The sequence below is a fragment of the Amycolatopsis sp. lyj-109 genome (genome assembly GCF_046548995.1).
Lineage (GTDB): Bacteria > Actinomycetota > Actinomycetes > Mycobacteriales > Pseudonocardiaceae > Amycolatopsis.
On sequence record NZ_JAJPWR010000002.1, the window covers coordinates 493,715 to 517,193 of the forward strand.

Below are 23,479 nucleotides of genomic sequence, written 5' to 3' on the forward strand. Positions count from 1 at the left end.
CGCCTCACTCCACGGCCGTGGAAAGTCCGACCGCGTGAGCGTCGTGCCCCGGAAGTTCCGGTGTCGGGGTTCGGCCGGACCCTAACCGCACCCGCGCGAGTAACGGCACAGCCGTCGCGCACGACTTGCCGACGTCCGATCACAACGCGGAAAGGTGACCCCGAGCCGCCGGGCCACCACCTCGGACGCCCATACGCCACGGTCTACCAGCTGGCCATCGCGCTCCACACGAGGTACCCCGAGGTCGCCTACGAGCCGGGCTTCGAGATCGGCGGCGCCGACACCGGCCGCCACAACAGCCTCGCGCAGTACCTGGGTCAGCAGCTGTCGACGCGCATCGCCCGCGACGGCGACGCGAGTGCGATCGAAGGGGCCTTCCTGTCCAGCGACCACATGACAAACCTGGAATTCGTCGACGCCCACGGCGGCCACCACGCCAGCAGCCTCCGCTCGGCTCGCCGGCGAGCGCTACCCAATGCCCCCTCCAAGCAACGTGAGGATTTCGGCGATTGCGCCGCCGTTGGTCCGACACGACGCGCAAGCGCGCCCGGGTCACGGCTCGTGATGTCGCCGCTCGCGTAGCAGGGCCGACGTGCAGTGCAGCGGGCCTGCGAGGCGCTACGCAGTGCCACCGACCAGCTCGCCGGAGGCCCACTGCGCCGGATCCGCAAGTCTGGATTCGCGTTGAGGTCAAACCACGCAGAGGGTACGGGCGTCAGCATCCAGTTCCACCGTGCCTCCGTGTGTCTGGTTGAGAGTCCGCCATACTTCGAAGCCTGTGAGGATCGCTCGTTCCCAGTCTGCGGAGCGCAGGACACTGACTTCGAGGCCGCCGACGAGGGTGCGGATGGTCTCGAGCATCGGCTGGTCGATGTGCTGGATTCCATCGAAGTAGTCGTGGGCGGAGGCGTAGGCGAACACCAGTGCCGAGATGCCCTCCTCGACAACAACCGCCCGGCCGCCGTCTTCGGCTTCGTCCGTGGCCGGATCGGACTTGCGCTTGCGGCGCATCAGGGCGCGCATCACCGGTGACCAGCCGAGTACAGCGGCATAGGCGAGGTGGAAGGCGTCGTGAAACCGGTACCCGTCCTCGACCCGGGCGGCGTCGGTGAGGGGATCGCCTAGCGGGGCGCCGTTCCAGACCATCGCGCTGGCAGTTCGGCCGTCGTCCAGCTCCCGCAGCTGGAATTCGATCCGCGCTTGACGAGGCAACTGCTCGTGCTCGGGAAATGCCCGATCGAAGGGTTCGACGTGGGGCGAGGGCCGCCACCGGTCCTTGACCTTGTCAAGGTTGGCAACGGCGACGTCGTCCAGGTCGAGGCCGAACTTCTCGCACAGGTCGGCCACGTACCAGAGGACGTCGCCGAGCTCCTCGCGCATTCGGATCTTGGACGCACGGTAGGCCGCGCCGTCGCGACGCTGCTTCTTGTACTCCGTGGCGACCGACCCTGCCTCGCCGGCGAGACCGAGCAGACCGATGGTGATCGCTTCGAGATCAGCACCGGGTCGTTGGTCAGTCCGAACGGCGGCCCGCTGATAGTCAGACAGTTGCATCTCACCCCTCCTTGTCAGCTTCTCCGACAGCACTTGTCGGACGGATCGACAATGTGCGAGAATACGACAGAGTTTGTCGGATGACAAGACAGAGCATCCGGACTGCAGGGGGTGCACGTGGTACCGACACAGGCCGAAGTCGAAGATGTGATCCTGGAGCTCCTGGCGCTGGAGACGGGCTCCGACCCGGAGATCTTGCGTGAGGAGTTACTCGCCGAAGGCGCGGAGATGCCGTACAGCTCACTGGTGCTCGTGCAGTTCGTGGTCGAGCTCGAGAAGCGGTACGGGGTCCGGGTGCCCCACACGACGGTGGCCGCAAGCGCCTTGAGGTCGGTGTCCACCTTCGCGGAACTGATCGTGACGCTGGCGACCAGCAACACCACGGCCTGAGGAGAGCGACGTGAACGAGTTGTCCGCTGATGCACAGTTGAGCGATTGGCGCAAGCTCGGCCTAAAACTCAAGGAAGTGCGCGAGTATCTGACCCTGTCCCAGCAGTACGTGTCGGACCGGACGGGGATACCCAGATCGGCTATTTCGGACATCGAACGTGGCGAGCGGAAGCTGGACAGCCTCGAATTGAAGAAACTCGCCGGGCTGTACCGCAAGCCGGTCGGGTACTTCCTAGACGAAGACGGGGCGTCCTCAGCTGGCGATCACGCGATCGCAGCACTGATGCGCAACTTGACGAATCTGACCGAGGAGAATCGCAAGGCCGTGCAAGCGTTTGCCGAGTTCCTCGCCCAGGACAAAGCCAGCAATGGTGACCGAAGTTGATCGCCACGTGGCGGCAAGCCCACCGCGTCGCGCAGCTCGCCGCGGTGCACGCCCGCGCGGACTTCGACCTGCCGCGAGACACCTATGTCGACGTCCTGGAGGCGATCCGCCGCGCCGACATCCCCCTGATGCTCCAAGATATGCCCGGTCACTTCGGCACCTATATCTCCCCGGCCACGCATGGCCCAGGGATCCTGATCAACTCGCGCTTGACGATGCCGACGCTGCGGCACACTGCCGCCCACGAACTGGGTCACCACCATCTGGGCCATGGCGACGCGAATGACCTCAACCTCGATTTGTGGGAGTCGCAAGCTCCTGGCGCATGGACCGGCACAGAAATGTCTGCGGAAGCCTTCGCGGCATGGTTCCTAATGCCGAGACCGGCGGTCCTGCGCTGCCTCCGGCTCCTGGGCACGGACAAGCCGCGGTCGGCTTACGACGCCTACCGTCTCGCGACCCTGCTCGGCGCATCGTTCCGCGGCGTATGCCGCCATCTGGTGAACCTCGAACTCCTCGCGCCGGCGACCGCGGCGACGTGGGCGAGGGCAGGCCGTGCTCGGGTACGGTCCGCGCTGGCGGGCCCATACGCTCAAGTCGCCGATGGAGAGGTCCACGTCCTCGACACCGACGTGCGAGACACTACGGTGTATGTCTATGTCGCCGCGAACGATTTACTCGTCGCTACGCCGACCGTGGACAGGGCCCTCACGATGCTCGCTGGCGAGATCGTCGGCCTGGAACGAGTTGAGCTCGACGACGCAGCGGAGGGACAACTTGATCTCCTAGACGAGCCCCACATCGCCTGCTGGCACGTCACACCGGAGTTCACCGACTCCTTACACCTGAGCTCGGACGACCCCACTGCCGCGGGATGGTCCATCGTCATCGAGCCCGTCTCGATACGCGACGGGATCGACCTAACCTGGCTGGAACGTCACCAGACTCCCATGCCCAACACACCGGAGGAGAGCGCGGAATGATCAATCCGATTCAGGCCGACACGGTGTCAGCCGCGTGGTACGAGGCCGTGACAGCGACCCGCGCGGTCGCCGGCCACAAGGTTTTTCACCTCATCGTCACCATCACAGACCCCGTCGCCGAGGACGACGCGACTCGGCATGAGGTGGACAAACTCCTCGCCAACCTTGGTCTGCAAACAGTCGAAACGGTCGCCAACACGATCATGCCGACCGGCTTGGCCGCGTTGTGCCGCACGCATGAGCAACTCGTCGCCAAGTACCGGGCCAGCTACGAAGTGATCCAACGGTTTCCGAAGAATTCCTGGGGCACCTACTTCGGCCGACTTGTCGCTTACCCGGTCGGCAGCGAGAGACACCCGGCGCCCTTCGATCAGCTCGCGCCCGTGATCAAAGCACTCCGGGGAGAACGGGTGATCGGCGCCAACTACGAGACCGCCCTAGCCACCGCCGAGGACGCGGCAGAGCCGTCGGAGATCCCCGATCCCGGGACCCTCATCCACCATCCCACCCGCGGTCGCCACGGCCGCGGCGGTCCCTGCTTGAGCAACGTCGCGTTCCAGCGAGAAGGCAATCGAGTTCACGCTGTCGCGCACTACCGCAGCCACTACCTCCTCGAACGCGCCTACGGGAACTACCTCGGCTTGGGGCAGCTGGTCCGCTACGTAGCCCAGCAGGCCGGACTCGAGGTCGGCCGCCTGACCGTGGTGGCGGGCTACGCCCAAATCGAAGGTCACCTGTCCGACCTCGACAAGACTTTGGACCGGATCGCCGACCAGCGTCTGATCTGAAGGACGCTTCGTTCAGCCCAGCTGTAGCTGCAGTTGATCCGGCCGCCGACGCCGGTCGGCGGCCGCGACGGGTGATGACGTTCGTGGTGTCGCCTGACCGATACGGGCGTTGATGCCCCACTTTGGCGGGAACCAGGCCGCAACCGGCGCCGGGTCACGGCGGAACGTCTGTTTGATCCGAGTGCGTCCCGACAAACCCTCTACCTCGGGATGCGCCACGCGCGCGTACTTGTCGACTTCGCAGAACAGGTTCTGGCAGTCGATCAGTTGAAGCGGTCTGCCCCACAGCCCTGGGAACGACAAGCCCAGCCGAGCAAAGTGTTCTTCCTGATGATCGGCCATGTAACGGATGATCTCGCGCTCGATCCCGGTTGACGCGGGACCGAAACACTTCATGATCCCGTCCTTGGCACCGGGCCCAGGGACGACGAACTCCATCTCGTCGAAGTCCAGGCCGACGGAGTAGTTGAGATCGATCAAGTACTGGTACGCCAGGAAGTCGCCCATACCGGGGAAGCCCCGGAGCACAGTGAAGGCGTCCTGCATCTTGGCCGAGTCCTGGATTCGTTGCGGCGCTGACGAGCGCATCATCAGTTCGATCAACCGCAAGTGGTTGCTGTGCTTACGCACCTCAGACAGGTGCGGGGCCGGCATGACATACGCGGCGGAGTACAACTTCTCCCCCGCCTCGAACGCGCGGCTCAGCACCTCGTTGTAAAGGTCGAACGAGTACTGGTCCCACCGGATCTCGCCGAGCGACCCACTCAGCAGCTGCCACGTCGAGAGACGGTTGAACAGCTTGAAGACGATCGTCCGGAAGAACACCTCCTCCCAAGCCTGGTCACCGTCGTAACTCACTTCGGCGATCAAGTATTGACTGACTCGATCCGCAGCCCGATAGCAGTTGGTGAACCGGTGCCTGAGCAGGATCGGATCATGGGTCCACGGACCCGGCTGCCCCTCCACCCGAGCCAGGTACACCTCCTGGCGGGCAGCTGCGAACCGCCAGTAGGTATCGAACACTGGACTCGGCTTCAGAACGCGTCCGGCGACCTCGATAGGCGCGACGTCAACCTGCGCACCGCCAGATTCGAACGGCAGCCTTAGCCCACCATGATCTTCAGCAACACTGCTGTTCAGCCTGGTAGCTACCATATGTTTATTATATGTCATGAAGTTCGCGAGGTCGAGATGAGGCTGTACCGCGGGAAGCGGCGCAGCACGCTCGTCCACTGGCCAGAGAAGGTCGACCACCGTCTGGACCTGCTACTGCACCTCGTCGAACAAGCGGGAGAAAACGCGAGTCGCGCCCAGCTTCTCGCCGCCTTGGTCGCGGCGGCTCCACGCGACGGCGGGAAACTAGCCACTCTGCTGCGCAACTACCGCACTCAGGACGAAGCAGCCTTCACCCGCGAGGAAGAGGAGACACCGCCGTTGCCGCGAGGCAGACGGAAACCTGGCCCTCGAGGCCGCTCACTCGAACAGCCGCGGTCTGAACAGTAAGGCGGGGTCCACCCCCATTCGTGCCCCTGCGCTTCCTTGACAGCTCAACTACACCAAACTCTCGACCAGAAGCTGGGATAGTCTGCCGCCAGCGCCTCACGGCACAGTCGATCCGGTTTGCCGGTCACCTCTTCAGCTAAGGAATGCAACGGCGTCAGGTCCGGGAGCTCACCGGCTTTCATAGCGGAAACGATGTATGCGAGCAGGTCGACGCCCTATGCTGGTGCGAATGAGGGGAAAGATCGTTTTCGACGCGCGACTGAGGACGACAAGTTCGGCGGAGTCCTTGCCCTGGCTGGCCGGGACGGTGACGTTGTTACGAATAGGTGCGGACGGCTTGGTCACCCAGGCCAAGACTGACGCCGCGAAGCGCGCGATGCTCGGTGCCGCCGAAGAGACTGACCTGCTGATCGTGGCTTGGCCAGGAGAGTGGAGCCAGGATCTCTTCGTCGTCGACGACCTGCCGGCAGCCAGACTCGCTGTCGGTCTCCCACGCCGTAGGGTGGTTCCCGCCGTGACGGCTAACGAGCACCCTGAACGTTCCTTGGGTACCGGCTGGTCCTCCGCCGAGTCGCAAGGTCTGTGGGGGCGCCTGGCCGCGTTGCCGGGTCTGCCGGAAGAAGGAAAGCAGCAACTCGTCGACAAAGCCGCTCAGTGGATATCCTCGCGAGGGATCAAGCCGCTGCTCGCTCGAACGGACCTCGACAACGAGACGCGGCAGAGACTGGTGGCCGGTGTGGAGTCGTGGGACGCCGCGGATCTCGTCGCTGCCGACTGCTGCACTGCAGCGGAGGCTCTCGAACTGCTGAACCGGTTTCCCGCCAAGGCAAGCGTTCTCGGAGCCGCGCTACAGCGGCCCGAGATCTCGCAGACAGCCATGCGCGAGGTCGCCACGCTGTCCTACGACGACGCCGCGAAGCTTTGGTGGGATGCCAAGAACTGGCCCGCTCAGACGAAAACGCAACTCGCCGCGACCATCCTCGACGTGGTGCTCGGTTCGCAGCCGCCGGAACCCCCGTCCGAAGTCCCAGGCCGGCGGGATCGGCACACCCCGGAGATGCTGCTCAGAGACCTTATCGCCGAGCAGCCGTCCGATCGGCGCAAGGAACTGCTGTCCCACCCCGAACTGGGTTCACGGATCAGGCGCGCGTTTCTCGCCGCCGACGAACTCACCGACACCGAACTACTTCAGTGCCTGCCGGAATTGAAGACCGCGGAGGCCACTGATGTGCTTGCTTATCTGAAGCGGTTTCCACGACTCACGCAGCTGGCGCGAGACGAGGTGGGCAACGTGATCGCCGACATGATCGCCGGCGGATGGGATCCGGTGCGGATCGCCCACGCGGGCGAGTGGGCCGATCTCGTAGCAGTCGCCAACGCGACCACCACTTCCGCGTGCGTCGATGCTTTGGTGACCGCCGCCGTCGACGCCCGACCTCGACAGCAGGTCTCGTACTACCAGCTCGTCGATGCGATCGTGGCAAACTCCGCGGCATCGACGGCGCAGCTCCGTCGCCTGCTCGAACACCTACCGGACGATCACCTCCGTGACATCGAGGAGCCGCTGCCCGCCCGCAGCCGCGCACGTCGTCTGTGCGCCGAGGTGCTCACCGCCCGGCAATCACGTACAGGCCCCGCGGCCAAGCCAGCGCCAGCCACGGAAAACCTGCCGACGGACGAGGAACTCTCGGCGATGGCAGACCCGGTGGCGGCGCTTGCTGACCTCCTCCGCGATCGGGGCCAGAATCGGGACGCAATCGTCGCTCACGCCCTCAGCTCCGCCCATATGACCGACGACCTCGCCTGGCGCATGCCCGTGCGCGAACTCGAGCGCCATCCCGTGTACGGGCCGCGGCTCGCGGCGAAAGTCGCCGAAATCTGCGGTGATTCACCCGACCGATGGCGGGCGTTCGCCGCAGCATGGGGAACGCAGACACAACTCCTCACCACGACCTTGTTCAAACGGATCGAAGCGGCGCGCGGCGACTAACCCATGAGCTTCCGACTTGTCCGGACGTCTTAACCTGAGGCGTCCGAACAACCGGAAGGTCGTCCCAGGCCGATGAGTGGCTACCAGCGAACCCAGATGGACGTCCGTGCCAACCATGCCAGCCCGCACCATGCGCTTAGCAATGCGTCGCCGATCACGCTCTACTGTGTGCGAGTACAGGCGTGCCCTTCCCGACGATCGGCCACTTGTCAATTGGTGACCGCATCCTCCACACTCGATGAATACTGAACGTGTTCGAGGGGATGGTTTCAGTAGTGGACGGTCCTGGGTTCCACATCGACGTCGGCAAGGTCGAGGAAGCGGCGAACGGCATCAAGCGAAGCGTGACCGACCAGTCGAGCTTCGAGCTGCGCGATCTGTGCGGCGACACCGGCCTGTATGGGCACGACGGCATCCACAACGCGCTGATGAACTTCTGCGTCCGCTGGAGTGACGGCCTCGACATCTTGACCGACGACGCGGACGCGATCGGCAACGTGCTGACCAGAGCAGCTGCCGCATACCGAGCAGCCGACTCCGCCGCTGCCGGCTCGCTCACCACCGACCCGGGCCAAGAACCGGTAGATGATGGCTGAACTCGGCGACACCAACGACCCGACAGCTCTCGTCCCAGGCAAACCCGAAGCGATCGAGGAAAACGCCCGCGTCCTCAACGCCCGCGGCGACCTCGCCGGCCAAGCCGCAGACGGGCTCAAAGCCATCGACACCGGAGCCTGGGAAGGCCCCGCCGCCCGCGCGTTCCATGACAAGTTCAGCTACGAACCGAACAAGTGGTTCGACGCCGCCGACGCCCTCCACCGCGGCGGATCACTGCTGACCGACTACGCGCGCACCCTCCGCTGGGCACAAACCCAAGCCGGCGAAGCCATCGCCCAGTGGAACAACGCCCAGGCTGCCACTCAACAGGCCAAGACCCGACACGATGCTGCATCTGCCGAAGCGCAGGCGAACAACCAGCCTCCGCCACCGTTCACCGATCCGGGTGAAGCCGGACGGCAAGCTGCCCGGGACACGCTGAACCGGGCCCGAGCACAGCTGACCGAGGCCGGGGACGCCATCGCCGGCATGCTCGACACCGAAGCGGACGTGGCGCCACAAAAGTCCAGCTGGCTCGACGACGCCGGCAACTTCCTCGCCGACCTCGGCACCCACGCCGCGAACAGCCTCGCCTCGTTCGGCAATGCCATGCTCAACCACCCGGTCGACACCGCCGCCGCAGTCGGCGGCATGGCGCTGACCGCGATCAGCTCAGCGGGTGAGGGCGCTGGCATCGCCCTCGACGCCACCGGCGTCGGCGCCATCGCCGGCGTACCCCTCAACGTCGTGTCCGCGGCCGGCATCGCCGTCGGCGGGACGATGACCGTCGGCGCCGTCGGCGACCTCGCCCGGCACGCCATGACCGACGACCACGTTGAACCCGTCAAACCGCGCGCCAACCCGACCAAACCCACCAAGACGGACCGGCTCAAAGAACACCTCACCGATAAGGACCTCGACGGAGCCCGCCGCGAGCTGAACGGCGAAGTCGTAGCCCGAAAGGGCGACGGCACACCTTGGGACCACGTCACCGAAGTCAGAGAGGCCCAGAACGGCCTCTCGAACCAGATCAACCGGCTGAAACGCCAGCTCAGCGACTCGCGACTGGCACCTGAAGATCGGCCCGCGGTTGAGGCCGAGCTGTCCGAGGCCAGCCGCCTGCTCGACTACAGTGAGCAGTGGGTACCACGCGGATAGCAGCCTCACGTACACGACACAACAGCTGACACGAGGAGCCATGGGGACCAGTCCTAACGTCGACGAATCGCTCACCCTCGAGCAGATCGAAGACCGCCACTGGGGCAACCCACCAGCCGACGCAACTCGGCTGATCAAAACCGTCTACGAGCTGCGCCACAAGCCGGTGGGTGCCATGGACATCGAAGACCTCCGTGTGCTCCTGCTCCAGCAGGAGAGCGTCGACGTACTGGTCCCCGTCGCGCTGACCCACCTCGAACAGAACCCACTCGCCGAAGGCGACTTCTACCCCGGCGACCTGCTCACAGCAGTGCTGAAGACCCCACAGGCGTACTGGCAGCAGCACCCCGACCAGCGTCGTCGCGCTTCAGCCGTGATCACAGCAGTCGAGGCCCTTGGCAACCTCGACGACCACGACGCACCACACGAACCCATCTGGCAACAGATCAACGCCTTCCGCGGCTAACGACAGCCTGGTGTAACACTTTGCTGGACGCGCGGCGACACTGACCTGCTGGGGGTTGAGAGAGGGAGTCGCTAGAGTTGCCGGCCACCCTGCTCGACGACGTGGCAGACGTCGCGTGAACGGACCAGTTTCGCGAGGAATCGGTCTGAGTCGCCGCGGATGGAGTCCCCCGTGCGGTGGGTAAGTGGAGCGCATAGCGCAGTGCGGTGATCATCGTCTTGCCGGTGCCGTCGTCGGGCCGCGACGCCGTGTGCATAGTGGGATCGAATGGATCGAACCAATCGAAATCGAAGCCCTCCGGCCGCGACTCGATCAACCCAGCGCTGGCCATGAGCATACGAGCCAAGCCTCGTGATCGATCAGACAGGACATCTGTCCTTTGTGGTCTACTATGACCACAGAGACCGAGGCTGCTGCCGCACTGCCAAATTCCATTCCTCTTCGCCTAAACTTTGTTACAAATAGACTGTCTCTTGTAGACATTCGTCGGACACCCGTTCACGATCATAGTCTCGCGGTGATCCGCCGTGATCGCGGCAGCACGCCGTCACCGCATCCCTGCGAAGTCACAGTCACGGATGGTCTTCTTGTGAATGAGGTGTATGACCATGACATCTGGTGATGGAGTGTTCAAGCGGTGTGGGTGCCGGTGCCCGGTGACGGGGAGGCAGCTGGGTACACGTTGCCGCCGGTTGAGCGAGCCAGGGCACGGCTCGTGGTGGTTCGTGGTCGAGGGGTTGCGTACTCCGGACGGTTCTCGTTCGCGGGTGCGTCGCGGTGGCTACGTCTCGGAGGAGGCCGCGAAAGCCGCCCGGGAACAGGTCGCGGCGACCGCCAAAGGCATCGGACTGACAACCGGTCACTGGCTGGATTACTGGATCACCAATTGCAAGCTACGTCCCAGGACGCGCCGGTCCTACCGGCAGCATGTCCTCACGTACCTGATCCCGCAGCTCGGTGATCTGCCGTTGGTGACACTCGACGTGACCGACGTGCAGAAGGCGTTCACCGCGATCGCGGCCGGGAGTGGATCCCGGCATGGGCGTCTGGCCCCGTCGACGGTGACGCGGGTCCGAGCGACGTTGAGCTCCGCCTTGACCGCCGCGGTCGGTCTCGGGCTACTGGGACACAACCCAGCACGAGGCCGGGAGATCGGCCTCCCGGAAGCGGTGAAGCCCCGGCCGTACGTGTGGACCGAAGAGCGAGTGGCACGCTGGCGGGCAACCGGATGGCGCCCGGGACCGGTGTGCGTGTGGACGCGAGAACAGACGATCGAGTTCCTCAACGCCATCGCCGGACACAAGCGCTACCTGTACTACCACCTCGTGGCCGTCACCGGCCTACGCCGCGGCGAAGCCGCCGCCTTGCGCGAGATCGACGTGGACCTGCAACACAACGAACTATTCGTCATCACCAGACCCGACCCCAAAGAGCAGGAAGACGACGACGGGAAGCTGAAGAGCCGCCACAGCACACGGACCATCGCTCTCGACCACGTCACCGCCAGCCTGATGCGACGCCACCTCGCAGCTCGAGCCGGGCTGCCTGCAGGACCAGACGGAGAGCGGTACCTGTTCACCACCCCCACGGGGATGCCATGTCGGCGTGACCGGTTCACCCACGAGTTCGAGGACCTGCTGGTCGAGCGCACAAACCTGCCACCGATCCGGCTGCACGATCTCCGACATGGCGCGGCCTCGCTGTCGCTGGCCGCCGGCAACGACCTCAAAAGCGTCCAGGACATGCTCGGACACGCCTCGATGTCCTTTACCGCTGACTACTACGTCTCGCTCTACCCCGGCACCCGCCACCAGGCCGCCGAGAAGATCAGCGCATCCCTGTTCGCCGCACCGCCCGGCCGTACGCACCGAGCACGGCTCCCGCTCCACTGCCGACGCGTGGCGGGCAGGGCCGCCCAGTGCCCGGACAGGTCGGCAACTGTCTCGAAAACCTGACCCGCGGACGACAAATCTGCAGGTTCGCCGCCTTCGCTGAGCACCAAATGTCGGCCTTGAGCTGGGGAAACACGGCCTACGCGGGCTACGGCCCAGCACCACGGGACTCCGATGCGTCTCCGTTCGTCATGCCGTGCCGAACCGCTCCGGCACGCCAGCAGCAACTGCCGCAGAGCCGGACCTCGGTCAGTAAATCCGCAGGTTCACCCCTTCACCAAGCACCAAATATCGACCCTGAGCTGGGGAAACACGGGTCACACGATGTTGACGGCCCAGCACCAGGGGGCTCCGATGCGTCTCCGTTACGCGCGCCGTGCCGAACCGCTCCGGCACCGCCGGGCCACACCCACGGACACACCACGCCCGACGAACACAGACACGGAAACCACACCCAGAGGGCGCCGACCGCCCATCGCCACAACGACGATTTCCCCGCAGCAGCAACAAAAACGACCGCTACCGCCAGATCGAACATCCGGTGCCGACGTGCACTCACAGGCCAACCCGATCACCGGAGCCTACGGCCGCGGATACACAAGGGTCCACACAGATCCACCTGACCTGCAGAAAGATCGCCAAATCGAACGTTTCCGCAGGTCAGAAGCATGATCGTAGTGGGCCGCCTGGGGCTCGAACCCAGAACCTACGGATTAAAAGTCCGCAGCTCTACCAATTGAGCTAACGGCCCGCGCCCCCAGTTTAGCCAGGCCCCGGTCGGGCGCTTGCACACCGGGTCCGGCTGACGCTCCGGCGAAGGTCAAGACTGGTCCCGGTGCCGGGAAGTCGAGCGTGGCCCGGATGGTGGCGACCGATGCCGAACGACCTACCGTGCACCTGCACATCGACAGTTTCTACGTCTGGATCCGGACCGGGTTCGGTGGCTATGCGCGCGGGGGCTACGACGTGCTTCTCGACGGTGTCGTCGGCCCGTGGGCGCTGCAGCCCTTCCGGGACGCCGCCGAGCGCGACGGTCTGGACCTCTACTACGTCGTGCTCCGGCCGAGCCTCGACGTCACCCTCGCGCGAGGCACCGCCCGCGACGCGACGGAACTCACCGACGTCGAACCGCTGACGGGGATGCACGCCGCGTTCGTCGGGCTCGGGGAGCTGGAACCGCACGTCATCGACACGAGCGAGCAGTCCGTCGAAGAGACCGCCGACGCGGTGCGTGACCGGGCGGCGTTCGCGCTCTGATCCTGTATGGACGGACGCGCGGGACCCGGCCGGGCCCCGCGCGTCACGCCGTCAGCACTGGACGAACAGGCCCGTGTAGGCGGTGCACTTCTTCGACGCCTTGTCGTTCGCCGCTTCCGGATCCGCCGGCGCGCTCGCCGTCCGCTGAGCCGTTGCCGTGAACGCGCCCCACGCGAAGATGCCGCCTTCCGACGAGAACTTCGCCGTCGCCGAGGCGCCCGGGGCCAGGGTGCCGATCGCGCAGTTCAGGGTCGCGCCCGAGCGGGTGCAGCCGGTCGTCGAGACGATCGTGCGGCCCGAACCCGGGTTGACCGCCACGCGGACGCCCGTCGCGGTGGACGGGCCGGTGTTCGACACCTTGATCACGTAGTCGACCCGGGCGACCAGGCCGGCTCGCGGGGTCGCGGTCAGCGCCACCTTCACGTCGGCCTCGTCCGGCGGGGCGATCGTGACGGCCGGGCCGTCCTCCACGCTGAACGCGTAGTTGTCACCGGCGAACTGGTGCTGGAGCGTGAACTGGCCGGGCGCGACGCCGTCCTTGACGCGCAGGGTGAACTTCACCGTCCGGCTCTCGCCGGCACCCACGTCGCCGACGCCGCCGCGGAAGCTGCTGAGGTACGGCGCGCACGGTGCGATCGCCCCGGTGCAGGACACCAGGTCCAGCACGTCGGCGATCGGCTTCTCCTTCACGTAGAGCGCCGCCTTTGCGCCGGTGACCGTGAAGTCCGTCGGGTTGGTCAGCTGCTCCGTGACCGTGAACGTGGTGCCCGCGCGCACGGTGGTCACGCTGACGTCGATCGTGCTCGCGGGCGGTGCCGCGAATGCGACGGCGGGCGCCGCGCACAGGGCCGCGGCCGTCAGTGCGGCCAGCACAGCAGTTCTTCGTCCGGTTCGCTGCATAGTGGTGATCTCCTGGTTCCGAACCGAGGGGTGCCGCTCCGGCCGGTGAAACTGGCGTGCGCAGCGGGGGTGACGAAGATCAGATCGTCGCGCCCCGAAATTCGTTACCGGGTTCGGCAAACCGTGCTTGAACTGGGGTTTCGCGGCCGTTGCCCGGTCACCGACCTCAGCGGCCAACCGAAATTGTCGGACCCCTGTGGGACGCTCCGCGCATGACCGAACACACCATCCCGGTGGCGCCGCCACCCCGGCTGACCGCCCCCAGAACCGACCCGGCGCCGGTCGCCGACGAGCGCCAGGCGCTCACCGAGACCCTCGACTACTACCGGCGCACCTTCGAGCTGAAGTGCGCCGGTCTGGACCCCGCGCAGCTGTCCGAACGCTCGGTGCCACCGTCCACATTGACCCTGCACGGGCTGCTGCGGCACCTCACCGGCTGCGAACGCTGGTGGTTCCGGATCCAGTTCACCGGCGAGGACGTCCCGAACCTCTACTACTCCGACGACGACCCGGAGCAGGACTTCACGGACCTGGGCGGCGACGTCGACGAGGCATTCTCGTTGTGGCACGCCGAATGCGCGCGCTCCCGCGAGATCGTCGCGGCCGCCTCACTGGAGCAGACCGGCACTCGCCGCAGCACCGGCGAACCGTTCACCCTGCGTTGGCTGATGCTGCGGATGATCGGCGAGTACGCGCGCCACATCGGCCAGGCCGACCTGATCCGGGAGCGGATCGACGGCGCGACCGGCGAGTGACGGCTCAGGCGGCTGCCGTCCGGCGGCGGAAGCGGAAAAGGAGGTTGACCACGAGCGGGACGACGATCCAGCACGCGTAGGCCCAGTGCGTGAAGAAGGCGGCCGGGATCGAGACGGCGAAGGCGGCGGTCATCGCGCCGATCCCGCGGTAGACCGCGCCGAAGAGCTCCGGCGGGGTGTCCGCGCGGTACAGGTGCTTCCGCTGGATCTGCCAGGCCATGAGGAGGAACAGCGTCAGCGCGACGACCTGCACGACGGCGTAGAAGACGAACCGGAACTCGAACGCTCCTTCTTCGGCGATCACCTTCGTGGCGAAGGGCATGATCACCTGCATCAGGAGCCAGCCGAAGGTGAGGCGGGCGAGTCCGCCGCCCAGCGTGGTGACGTAGTTGAACAAGCGGTGGTGAGCGCGCCAGTGGCCGCCGATGACGATGAAGCTGATCAGGAAGGAGACGTATTCGGACTGGTGATGACCGAGTGACCGCAGCAGTTCGGCGCTGGTGGCGCCCTCCGGCAGCGGCAGCTCGAGCGCGAGCAGCGTGATCGCGATGGCGACGACGGCGTCCGAGAAGAAGGTCAGCCGCTCGGCGGCGATTCCCCGGGATTCGGAGCCGGCGGTGTCCTCGGTGGACGGGGCGCTGGTCATGGCGGATGAGCGTGCCAGACCCGGTCGTGCGACCGCCGCCGAGGTCGGGCGCGTGCGATGCTGACGCCATGACCGTCGACCCCGACTCCGGCCTCCTGTCCCCGGTGCGGGCCGGTACGCCGGCCGAAGCGTCGACCGGAGACGAGGCCTGGCTGCGCGCGATGCTCGACGCCGAGGCGGCGCTCGCGCGTGCGCAGGCGCGGCTGGGGACGGTGCCGCCCGAGGCCGCGGACGCGATCACGGAGGTCGCGGGCAAGGCGCGGATCGACGTCGCCGAGCTGGCGCGCGGGGCGCGGGCGACCGCGAACCCGGTCGTCGGCCTGGTGAAGGCGCTGACGTCGGCCGTCGGCGAGCTCGCGCCCGGTGCTGCCGAGTACGTGCACCGCGGCTCGACCAGCCAGGACATCTTCGACACCGCGATGATGCTGGTCGCCCACCGGACGCTGCGGCCGCTCGCCGCCGACCTCGACGCCACCGCCGAGGACCTGGCCGGGCTGGCCCGCGCGCACCGGGACACGACCATGGCCGGGCGGACGCTGACGGCCCACGCGGTGCCGACGACGTTCGGGCTGAAGGCCGCGGGCTGGCGGCAGCTGGTGCTGGACGCGGCCGTCCGCGTCCGGCGCGTGCTCGACGGCGGGCTGCCGGTCTCGCTGGGCGGCGCGGCCGGGACGTTGGCGGCGTACGTCGAGTACGCGCGCCTCGACGGCGAGGCGGCCGTCGGCGGGCCCGCCGACGGCTTGGACGTCGGCGACTACGTGGAACGGCTGACCGCCGCGTTCGCCGAGGAGACCGGGCTGGCCGCTCCCGTGCTGCCGTGGCACTCCCTGCGGACGCCGGTGGCCGACCTCGTCGGGGCGCTGGCGTTCGCTGCCGGGGCGCTGGGGAAGCTGGCCGTCGACGTCGAGACGCTCAGCCGGACCGAGCTGGGCGAGGTCGCCGAACCGGCCGCCGATGGGCGGGGCGGTTCCTCGGCGATGCCGCACAAGCGGAACCCGGTGCTCGCGACGCTGATCCGGTCGGCCGCGCTGCAGGTGCCCGTGCTGGCCGCGGGGGTCACGCAGTCGATGCTCGCCGAGGACGAACGGTCGGCCGGGGTCTGGCACGCCGAGTGGCAGCTGGTGCGCGAGTGCCTCCGGCTGACCGGCGGCGCCGCGCACACCGCCGCCGAGCTGGCGCGCGGGCTCACCGCGGAGCCCGGGCGGATGCGGGCGAACCTGGCGTCGACGCACGGGCTGATCGTCTCCGAGCGGCTGTCCGCGGTACTCGCGCCGCTGCTCGGCAAGGCGAAGGCCAAGGAGCTGCTGGGCGAGGCGTCCCGGCGGGCGGTGCGCGAGGACCGGCCGCTCCGGGACGTCCTGGACGAGCTGCCCGCCATCACCGGCGTGCTGACGCCGGCCGCGCTGGACGAGCTGCTCGACCCCGCCGGCTACACCGGCGCGGCGGGTGCCCTGGTCGACCGTGCCCTCGGCGGCGGCAGGGGCAGCGGCGGAGACCGCGACGGCGGGCCGGCGCTCGGCGGCCCTTCGGAGTAACGGCCCGGGAGACGCTGCGCTCCGGAGGCAGTCACCCAGAGCAGTTGCCGAGGTCGGCGAAAATTCTTTGAACCGCCCTCGGCGGGGGTCCGTGTAGTGGGTATCAAGCAGCCGCACCGAGCGGCCGGGAAAACCCAACGGACACAAGGGAGAACTTCCATGCTTCGCACGCGCATCGCCGTCTCCGTCGCCGCGGCGGCAGCCGGGCTGGCAGTGCTCACCGCTTGCTCGGGTGTCGAGACTGCTCAGCCGGTTGTCGCTCCCGCGGCGGCCGGTGGCACCGGTGGCGGCCAGGCCGCCAACAACGGCCAGGTGGGCAACGCCGCTCCGGCGTCCAACGAGAGCAAACTGGTCGTCGCCGACGTCGCCGATGTCGGGCAGGTGCTCACCGACCAGAACGGCATGACCCTCTACCGGTTCGACAAGGACACGGCGAAGCCGCCGAAGTCCAACTGCGACGGTGACTGCGCCAAGACCTGGCCGCCGATGCTGGCCACCGGGGACGTCCAAGTACAAGGCGTCGACAAGAACAACGTCGGGAAGGTGACCCGCTCCGACGGGACCGAGCAGATCACCGTCGGCGGGTGGGCGCTCTACCGCTACGCCAAGGACACCAAGCCTGGTGACGCGACCGGCCAGGGCGTCGGTGGCGCCTGGTACGCGGCGAACGCCAAGGGCGGGAAGTCCGGGCAGGCCGCGGCGACCGGCTCCGAAGCCGGCGGCGTCAAGCTCAGCGCCAGCAAGATCGACGGCCTCGGCGACGCGGTCGTCGACCAGAACGGCATGACGCTCTACCTGTTCCAGAAGGACACCAAGAAGAAGGCCTCCGCCTGCAACGGTGACTGCGCCAAGACCTGGCCGCCGGTGCTCGCCAACGGCAAGGTCGAGCTGCAGGGCATCGACTCGAAGCTGCTCGGCAGCATCAAGCGCCAGGACGGCTCGGAGCAGGTGACCCTCGGCGGCTGGCCCCTCTACACCTTCTCGAAGGACACCAAGGCGGGCGACGCGAACGGTCAGGGCGTCAACGGCACCTGGTTCGTCATCGAGCCCGCCGGGTGCAAGCTCGGCAGCAACCCGGCGACCGCTGCCAACCAGCAGCCTGCTCCGGCCGGCAGCGGTGCGGGTACCAGTGACACCTCCGGTTCCGGTGGCACCACCTACTGAACCACCCCGAACCTCCTAGTGGGCGAGGCCCGGCGGACGCTCTTCATGAGTGACCTCCGGGCCTCGCCCCTTGTGGTCACGACGCAGGAACGACCGGCGACGCGGTTCGGCGGTGACGCCGTCGTCAGTGCGGTCGGCAACAGGGTGGTCGGTAACCGGACGATCTGCAACCGGGCGATCGGTGCGCTGCTCGACGACCGTCGGCTCGTCGGCCGTCTCGTCCTCGGGCAGCAGGATGGTGCGGCGGGCCGGCAGGACCGCGATCAGCAGGCCGAGAGCGGCGACGCCGAGGTGCAGCCACGTGTCGGCGGGCCCGAGGTCCATCGGGTTGCCGGCGGTGGCGAAGGGGTTGTTCGAGATGAGGCCGTCGATCATCAGGCCCCACACGAACAGCAGGCCGTAGCCGATGAACAGCAGCCAGCCGAACGTCCGCGCGCGGCCCGAGCCGAACGCGAGCAGCAGACCGACGACGCCGGTCACGACGCGGACCAAGCTCATCAGCGGGTTCGCGGAGAACCGCCAGAACCCGACGTCGTTGTGCCCGGCGAAGTTGCCGAAGCCGGTCCTTGAGAATCCGATGATGCCGACGACGAGGAACGCGATCCCGGCCAGTCCGGCCAGCACCTGCGCCGGCTGCAGGCCTCGGACCCGGATGCGTGCGCCTTTCGCGTGAACCATGACTCCAGTCCTTCCCAGCGGGTGGTGACGACCGTCACCGCGCTGGAGTACCCCGCGACCACGGTGAGCGAAACGATGGTGCTTGCCCGTAGGGCCCTGGTGCGTTCCCGATTCAGGCCCTCTTCGAGAGCTATCCCACAAACAGACCCGTTCGGGCGAACAGCGCGCGGCCTTCCCGGCAATTCAGGTCATGCGCAAGCTGAGCGGCATCTTCCTGGTGGGGCTGTGCCTGGGGGCGACCGGCGCGGTGGTGATCACGGCGGGGCACAGCTCCGCCGCGGCGCCCCGGCAGACCGCGGTCTCCGAAGTCGTGGCGACGACGTCCGAGACGCCGACACCGACGGCGGCGCCCAAGACCGAGGCGCCGGCGTCGTCGGCCACGCCGACGGCCAAGACCGCCCCGGGCCCCGCCGGCGTGGAAGCCGGCACGCTGGACGGGATCATGCGGGACGGCACCGCCAGCGCCGTCGTCTTCGACACGGAGAGCGGCAAGACGACCGTCTCGGTGCGCCCGGACCGCGGATACACCTCCGCGTCGATCGTGAAGCTGCTGATTGCGCTTTCCGTGCTCGACCAGGGCGGCCCGGTGGCGGACGTGCAGCGGATGCTGTCCCGCAGCGACGACGACCTCGCGAGCCGGTTCTGGTCGAGCTACGGCGGGCCGGCGATCGTCACGCGCTGGGCCACGAAGCTGGGCCTCACCGGCACCCGGCCGCCCGCGGACCCCGGCCGCTGGGGCGACACGCGCATCACCGCGGCGGACATCGTGAAGGTCTACCGGTACCTGCTGGACCGCAAGTCCACCGCGATCACGAACGCGCTGCGCGACGCGACCGAGCGCGGGTCCGACGGCTTCCGGCAGTACTTCGGCATCCCGGACGCCGCCAAGGGGCAGGACTGGCTGGTGAAGCAGGGCTGGTCGTGCTGCCGGCCGACGCGGATGCTGCACACCTCGGGCGTGGTCGGGCACGTGATCGTGGTGGTGCTGACCGAGCACCCCGCCAAAGTGGACTACGTGACCGGGTCGAAGCGGGTCACGGAGATCGTCTCGAAGCTGCTCGGCTGAGGCGAGCGGGTCACTGGTCGGTGTCCGCCAGCGCGCCCGGCGCACCCGAGCGGGGCAGTGGCCACGGCTGCACCCCGCCGGTGGTCGCGACCTGCCGGCCCGCCGGGGCGGGCGACGTCGTGTGAGCGCCGATCCAGCTGAGGATGTCGGGGATCTGGGACTTGAAGGTGTTCATGTTGTGGCCGGCGTCGGGCACCTGCCACGACTGGAACCGGACCGGAGGCCGGACGCCGGCGCGGATCAGCTCGGCCGCCGCGCCCTCGAACTTCTCCTTCTCGCCCCAGATCGCCAGGATGTCCACCGGGGACGGGTGCAGGCGGACCGTGATGCCGACGTTGTTGGCGTCGTCGACGTCCTGGCGGCCCTTGTAGAGGTTCTCGGTCTCGGCGTCCATCTGGGCGCGGTCGTAGCCGCTGACGCTGACCGCCTGGCCGTACCACTGCGGGTGGCGGGTCACCAGGTTCATCGCGCAGTACCCGCCGGACGACCAGCCGGCGAAGGTCCAGGCCTTCCGGTCCGCCGCCACGCCCAGCTTGTGCAGGGCCCATTCACGCAGGTCCGCCGTCAGGAACGTGTCGTTCGCGGCGCCGCCGACCTCGTCGACGCACTCGGTGTCGTGGCCGATCTTCGGGACGCCCGTGGGGTCCGGCATGATCACGACGACCGGGGGCAGTACCCGCTTGGCGATCGCCGCGTCGAGCTGTTCCGGGAGCTTGTAGCCGTCGGTGACGACCTCGGGTCCGGACGGGTAGTTCGGGATCCACTCGATGGCCGGGAACTTGAGGGTCTTGTAGGCCAGGTCGAAGTACTGCGGCGGCAGATAGACCGTCACGTCGCGGGTGAGCTTGGTGCGCCGGCCGGTCACCTTCATGTGGACGACGGTTCCCTTGCCCTCCTTGGCGTGCGCCGCACCGACCTCCCGGACGACCTCGAGGTTTTCGCCGTTCGCGGTCGTCTCGGCGTCGATGCTGTCGGCCGCGTAGACACCGGTGCCGAGCAGCGAGCCGAGCGTGGGGAAGAACCCGCCGATCAGGTTGCCGGCCAGGCCGGTGGTCACCACGATGGAGACGACCGCGCACAAGATCGTGACGGTGCGCCACAGCAGCTTCCGCTTCCACCGCTCCCAGAACAACGGGATCGCGATGATCGCCAGCAGCGTCACCACCACCACGATGATCATCGTGATCGGCGAGTCGAGCCGGATGCTGCTGAGGTGCATGGGAACGGTCCTTCCGGGCGGGCAACGAATGCGCACCCGGACCCCCCGGGACTCGCGTATATATCACGTTTGACCCGCCTTGCACGTTGCGGACCTGTGAGTTGGGTCATAGGGCCGCAACGTGCGGGGCACTCAGTGTTTTCTCAATTACTTCGCCAGGGCGCGCGTCAGCACGGTGACGGCCTGGGTGATCGCGGCCTCGGCGGCGTGCGTCTCGCGAAGCGCGTTGACCATCACGAAGTCGTGGATGATCCCCTGGTACCGGACGGCGGTGACGGGCACGCCGGCCTGACGCAGCTTCGCCGCGTACGCCTCACCTTCGTCGCGGAGCACGTCGGCTTCGCCGGTGATCACCAGGGCCGGCGGCAGCCCCGCGAGCTCGTCGAGCGACGCGCGCAGCGGCGACGCCGTGATCTCCGCGCGCTGGGCGGGATCCGTCGTGTACTGGTCCCAGAACCACTTCATGCCTTCGCGGCCGAGGAAGTAGCCCTCGGCGAACTCCAGGTACGACTCGGTGTCGAAGTTCGCGTCGGTGACCGGGTAGAAGAGCACCTGCTGCTTGAAGGTGACGTCGCCGCGCCGCTTGGCCAGGATGGTCAGCGCCGCGGTCATGTTCCCGCCGACGGAGTCGCCGGCGATCGCGATGCGCGAGGTGTCGAGCCCCTTCTCGGCGCCGTGCTGGGCAACCCACTTCGCCACCGCGTAGTTCTCCTCGATGGCGACCGGGTAACGCGCCTCGGGCGACCGGCTGTACTCGGGGAAGACGACGGCCGCGCCGACGCCGGCCGCCAGCTCGCGCACCAGCCGCTCGTGGGTGTGGAAGTCGCCGAACACCCAGCCGGCACCGTGGATGTAGACGATCACCGGCAGCGGGCCCTCGGCCCCGGCCGGGCGGACGATCCGCGTCTCGACGTCGCCGTTCGGGCCGCCCGGCACGGTCAGCACCTCGATCTCGGCCGGTGCCATGGCGACGTCGCCGTCCTGGACGCCGTCGACCGCCTTGCGACCCTCCTCCGGCGGCAGCTGGAACAGGTACGGCGGCTGGTCGGTGGCCTCCGCGAACGCCTGCGCGGCCGGTTCGAGGGCCAGCTTGTGCGGGTTGGCGGTCATGTCGTCCTCCTCGTGCTGGAAGCTGATGTCACGAAGGTAGCGTGCAACTCAGTTGTGCACAACTAATTGGAGTCCAATGAGATGCAGGGCACTTAAGTTGCCACCCAGCCGGATGGCGGGGACCATCGACGGATACGAGATAAGGAGGACGCCATGGCATCGCTGCGACTGGACGACCAGCTCTGCTTCGGGCTGTACTCGGCGTCGCGTGCGGTGACGTCGCTGTACCGCGTCGTCCTGGAGGACCTCGACCTGACCTACCCCCAGTACCTGGTCATGCTGGCGCTCTGGGAGAAGGACCACCGCCTGGTCAAAGAACTCGGGGCCGAGCTGAACCTCGATTCGGGGACCCTCTCGCCGCTGCTCAAGCGGCTGCAGACGGCCGGACTGGTGGTCCGGAACCGGCAGGCCGACGACGAACGCTCGGTGCGCGTCAGCCTGAGCGACGACGGGCGGGCGCTACGCGAGAAGGCGCGGGGGATCCCCGACGTGATCGGCACGGCGATGAGCCTGGACGACGCCGGCGTGGCCCGGATGCGGGCCGAGCTGGATCGGCTGACAGAGTCGGTGAACGCCTATCGGGAGGGACTGGCACCGGCATGATCAACCACGACGACGCGCTCAAGGCCGTCGCAAACAGCCTCGACCGGCCGTCCGCCGCGCGGATCTACGACTACTTCATCGGCGGGAACACCCACTACGCGATCGATCGCGACTTCGCCGAGAAGGTCCGCGCCCGGCTGCCGCTGATGGGCGACTACTGCCTGACGAGCCGGCAGTTCCTGGGCCGCGCGGTCCGGCAGTGCGTCCGCGAGGGCATCCGGCAGTTCGTCGACGTCGGCTCCGGCCTGCCGACCGCGGGCAACGTGCACGAGGTCGCAGATGACGCTAGTCCGCGGCTGGACACGCGGGTGCTCTACATCGACAACGAGCCGATCGCCCTTGCCCACTCGACGCTGCTGCTCGCCGACACCGCCGACCCCGAGCGCCACCACGCCATCGCCGCGGACCTCCTGCAGCCGGACGACCTCTGGGAGCGGGTGAAGGCGTCGGAGATCATCAACGTGCGCGAGCCGGTCGCCCTGGTGATCAACGCGGTCATGCACTTCGTCAAGGACGAGCAGAACCCGGACCGGCTGCTCGAGTACTACCGCACCCGGCTCGCCCCCGGATCGCTGCTGGTGCTGTCGCAGATGACCAACGAGAACCCGGTGAACGAAGACGAGCGGCAGGCGCTACTCGACCTGCTCGAGTACTACGAGACCACGACCAACCCGGGTTTCCTGCGGACGATGACCGAGTTCGAACGCTTCTTCGGCGGCTGGCCGCTGCTGGAGCCGGGGCTCGTCTACGCCCCGGCGTGGCACCCGGACGAGCACACCGTGTTCGCCGGTTCGCCGTCCGAGTCGCGGGTGATCGGCGGCGTCGCGCGCAAGCCCTGAA

24 protein-coding genes and 1 tRNA gene are annotated in these 23,479 nt (G+C 67.6%); 17 read left to right on the plus strand and 8 right to left on the minus strand.

All coding sequences use genetic code 11. The features are described from left to right. Positions 1-60 precede the first annotated feature (60 nt). Positions 61-582, plus strand: a complete 522-nt coding sequence (locus ACLJQF_RS06125) for a hypothetical protein (protein WP_410607208.1) — start codon at positions 61-63, stop codon at positions 580-582. Between the two features lie 108 nt (positions 583-690). Here ACLJQF_RS06125 and ACLJQF_RS06130 read toward each other — a convergent pair whose 3' ends face one another. Beyond that, on the minus strand, positions 691-1,554 hold the full coding sequence (locus ACLJQF_RS06130) for a nucleoside triphosphate pyrophosphohydrolase family protein (RefSeq protein WP_410607209.1): 864 nt from the start codon (positions 1,552-1,554) through the stop codon (positions 691-693). A 117-nt stretch (positions 1,555-1,671) separates the two neighbouring features. Between ACLJQF_RS06130 and ACLJQF_RS06135 the strand changes: the two genes are divergently transcribed. From ACLJQF_RS06135 to ACLJQF_RS06150, 4 genes are read left to right on the plus strand one after another with little or no spacing between them, the layout of a single operon-like run. Continuing rightward, positions 1,672-1,944: a phosphopantetheine-binding protein gene (locus tag ACLJQF_RS06135; RefSeq protein ID WP_410607210.1), complete on the plus strand. Its 273-nt coding sequence runs from the start codon at positions 1,672-1,674 to the stop codon at positions 1,942-1,944. 10 nt (positions 1,945-1,954) lie between these two features. After that, positions 1,955-2,329, plus strand: a complete 375-nt coding sequence (locus ACLJQF_RS06140) for a helix-turn-helix domain-containing protein (RefSeq protein WP_410607211.1) — start codon at positions 1,955-1,957, stop codon at positions 2,327-2,329. After that, positions 2,326-3,312: an ImmA/IrrE family metallo-endopeptidase gene (locus ACLJQF_RS06145; RefSeq protein WP_410607212.1), complete on the plus strand. Its 987-nt coding sequence runs from the start codon at positions 2,326-2,328 to the stop codon at positions 3,310-3,312. The genes ACLJQF_RS06140 and ACLJQF_RS06145 overlap by 4 nt, the downstream gene beginning before the upstream one ends. Beyond that, complete coding sequence (locus tag ACLJQF_RS06150) at positions 3,309-4,100, plus strand: hypothetical protein (protein WP_410607213.1); 792 nt, start codon at positions 3,309-3,311, stop codon at positions 4,098-4,100. Before ACLJQF_RS06145 ends, ACLJQF_RS06150 begins: the two co-directional genes overlap by 4 nt. Before the next feature lie 12 nt (positions 4,101-4,112). On the opposite strand, the gene ACLJQF_RS06155 is transcribed toward ACLJQF_RS06150, so the two are convergent. Next, a complete protein-coding gene (locus tag ACLJQF_RS06155) occupies positions 4,113-5,354 on the minus strand; it encodes a nucleotide kinase domain-containing protein (protein WP_410607214.1) in 1,242 nt (413 codons plus the stop codon). 478 nt (positions 5,355-5,832) lie between these two features. Here ACLJQF_RS06155 and ACLJQF_RS06160 point away from each other — a divergent pair, with 478 nt between their 5' ends. From ACLJQF_RS06160 to ACLJQF_RS06180, 5 genes are all read left to right on the plus strand, one after another. After that, positions 5,833-7,593, plus strand: a complete 1,761-nt coding sequence (locus ACLJQF_RS06160) for a hypothetical protein (protein WP_410607215.1) — start codon at positions 5,833-5,835, stop codon at positions 7,591-7,593. 251 nt (positions 7,594-7,844) lie between these two features. Continuing rightward, complete coding sequence (locus ACLJQF_RS06165) at positions 7,845-8,189, plus strand: hypothetical protein (protein ID WP_410607216.1); 345 nt, start codon at positions 7,845-7,847, stop codon at positions 8,187-8,189. Then, complete coding sequence (locus tag ACLJQF_RS06170) at positions 8,179-9,348, plus strand: putative T7SS-secreted protein (protein ID WP_410607217.1); 1,170 nt, start codon at positions 8,179-8,181, stop codon at positions 9,346-9,348. The genes ACLJQF_RS06165 and ACLJQF_RS06170 overlap by 11 nt, the downstream gene beginning before the upstream one ends. 40 nt (positions 9,349-9,388) lie before the next feature. Beyond that, positions 9,389-9,814, plus strand: coding sequence for a contact-dependent growth inhibition system immunity protein (locus ACLJQF_RS06175; protein ID WP_410607218.1), 426 nt, complete (start codon positions 9,389-9,391; stop codon positions 9,812-9,814). Positions 9,815-10,539: 725 nt separating this feature from the next. After that, entirely contained in the window at positions 10,540-11,769 is a 1,230-nt protein-coding gene (locus ACLJQF_RS06180; protein ID WP_410607219.1) for a tyrosine-type recombinase/integrase, read from the plus strand. Positions 11,770-12,384: 615 nt separating this feature from the next. Here ACLJQF_RS06180 and ACLJQF_RS06185 read toward each other — a convergent pair. Next, a tRNA-Lys gene (locus tag ACLJQF_RS06185) sits at positions 12,385-12,457 on the minus strand. A gap of 110 nt (positions 12,458-12,567) precedes the next feature. On the opposite strand from ACLJQF_RS06185, the gene ACLJQF_RS06190 reads away from it, so the two are divergent. Continuing rightward, positions 12,568-12,963 carry a hypothetical protein gene (locus tag ACLJQF_RS06190; protein ID WP_410607220.1) on the plus strand — a complete coding sequence of 132 codons (396 nt, stop codon included), beginning with the start codon at positions 12,568-12,570 and terminating at the stop codon, positions 12,961-12,963. 51 nt (positions 12,964-13,014) lie between these two features. Here ACLJQF_RS06190 and ACLJQF_RS06195 read toward each other — a convergent pair whose 3' ends face one another. Continuing rightward, a complete protein-coding gene (locus ACLJQF_RS06195) occupies positions 13,015-13,836 on the minus strand; it encodes a hypothetical protein (protein ID WP_410607221.1) in 822 nt (273 codons plus the stop codon). Positions 13,837-14,075: 239 nt separating this feature from the next. Between ACLJQF_RS06195 and ACLJQF_RS06200 the strand changes: the two genes are divergently transcribed. Next, positions 14,076-14,618: a DinB family protein gene (locus ACLJQF_RS06200; RefSeq protein ID WP_410607222.1), complete on the plus strand. Its 543-nt coding sequence runs from the start codon at positions 14,076-14,078 to the stop codon at positions 14,616-14,618. 4 nt (positions 14,619-14,622) lie between these two features. Here ACLJQF_RS06200 and ACLJQF_RS06205 read toward each other — a convergent pair whose 3' ends face one another. Continuing rightward, on the minus strand, positions 14,623-15,264 hold the full coding sequence (locus ACLJQF_RS06205; protein WP_410607223.1) for a TMEM175 family protein: 642 nt from the start codon (positions 15,262-15,264) through the stop codon (positions 14,623-14,625). Between the two features lie 68 nt (positions 15,265-15,332). On the opposite strand from ACLJQF_RS06205, the gene pcaB reads away from it, so the two are divergent. Together pcaB and ACLJQF_RS06215 are read left to right on the plus strand one after the other, a co-directional pair. After that, positions 15,333-16,799, plus strand: a complete 1,467-nt coding sequence (gene pcaB, locus ACLJQF_RS06210; RefSeq protein WP_410607224.1) for a 3-carboxy-cis,cis-muconate cycloisomerase — start codon at positions 15,333-15,335, stop codon at positions 16,797-16,799. A gap of 159 nt (positions 16,800-16,958) precedes the next feature. Further along, positions 16,959-17,963 carry an SCO0930 family lipoprotein gene (locus tag ACLJQF_RS06215; RefSeq protein WP_410607225.1) on the plus strand — a complete coding sequence of 335 codons (1,005 nt, stop codon included), beginning with the start codon at positions 16,959-16,961 and terminating at the stop codon, positions 17,961-17,963. A gap of 15 nt (positions 17,964-17,978) precedes the next feature. Here the strand turns inward: ACLJQF_RS06215 and ACLJQF_RS06220 are convergent, their stop codons facing one another. After that, complete coding sequence (locus tag ACLJQF_RS06220; protein ID WP_410607226.1) at positions 17,979-18,641, minus strand: DUF4383 domain-containing protein; 663 nt, start codon at positions 18,639-18,641, stop codon at positions 17,979-17,981. A 190-nt stretch (positions 18,642-18,831) separates the two neighbouring features. On the opposite strand from ACLJQF_RS06220, the gene ACLJQF_RS06225 reads away from it, so the two are divergent. Next, positions 18,832-19,707 carry a hypothetical protein gene (locus ACLJQF_RS06225; protein WP_410607227.1) on the plus strand — a complete coding sequence of 292 codons (876 nt, stop codon included), beginning with the start codon at positions 18,832-18,834 and terminating at the stop codon, positions 19,705-19,707. Positions 19,708-19,717: 10 nt separating this feature from the next. On the opposite strand, the gene ACLJQF_RS06230 is transcribed toward ACLJQF_RS06225, so the two are convergent. Together ACLJQF_RS06230 and ACLJQF_RS06235 are read right to left on the minus strand one after the other, a co-directional pair. Beyond that, the gene (locus tag ACLJQF_RS06230) at positions 19,718-20,926 is read right to left on the minus strand and encodes an alpha/beta hydrolase-fold protein (protein ID WP_410607228.1); all 1,209 of its coding nucleotides are present in this window, start codon (positions 20,924-20,926) and stop codon (positions 19,718-19,720) included. Positions 20,927-21,073: 147 nt separating this feature from the next. Next, positions 21,074-22,036: an alpha/beta hydrolase gene (locus tag ACLJQF_RS06235; protein WP_410607229.1), complete on the minus strand. Its 963-nt coding sequence runs from the start codon at positions 22,034-22,036 to the stop codon at positions 21,074-21,076. 153 nt (positions 22,037-22,189) lie between these two features. Here ACLJQF_RS06235 and ACLJQF_RS06240 point away from each other — a divergent pair, with 153 nt between their 5' ends. Then, the gene (locus ACLJQF_RS06240) at positions 22,190-22,639 is read left to right on the plus strand and encodes a MarR family winged helix-turn-helix transcriptional regulator (protein WP_410607230.1); all 450 of its coding nucleotides are present in this window, start codon (positions 22,190-22,192) and stop codon (positions 22,637-22,639) included. Further along, positions 22,636-23,478, plus strand: a complete 843-nt coding sequence (locus ACLJQF_RS06245; protein WP_410607231.1) for an SAM-dependent methyltransferase — start codon at positions 22,636-22,638, stop codon at positions 23,476-23,478. The genes ACLJQF_RS06240 and ACLJQF_RS06245 overlap by 4 nt, the downstream gene beginning before the upstream one ends. The last annotated feature ends 1 nt before the right edge of the window (position 23,479 follow it).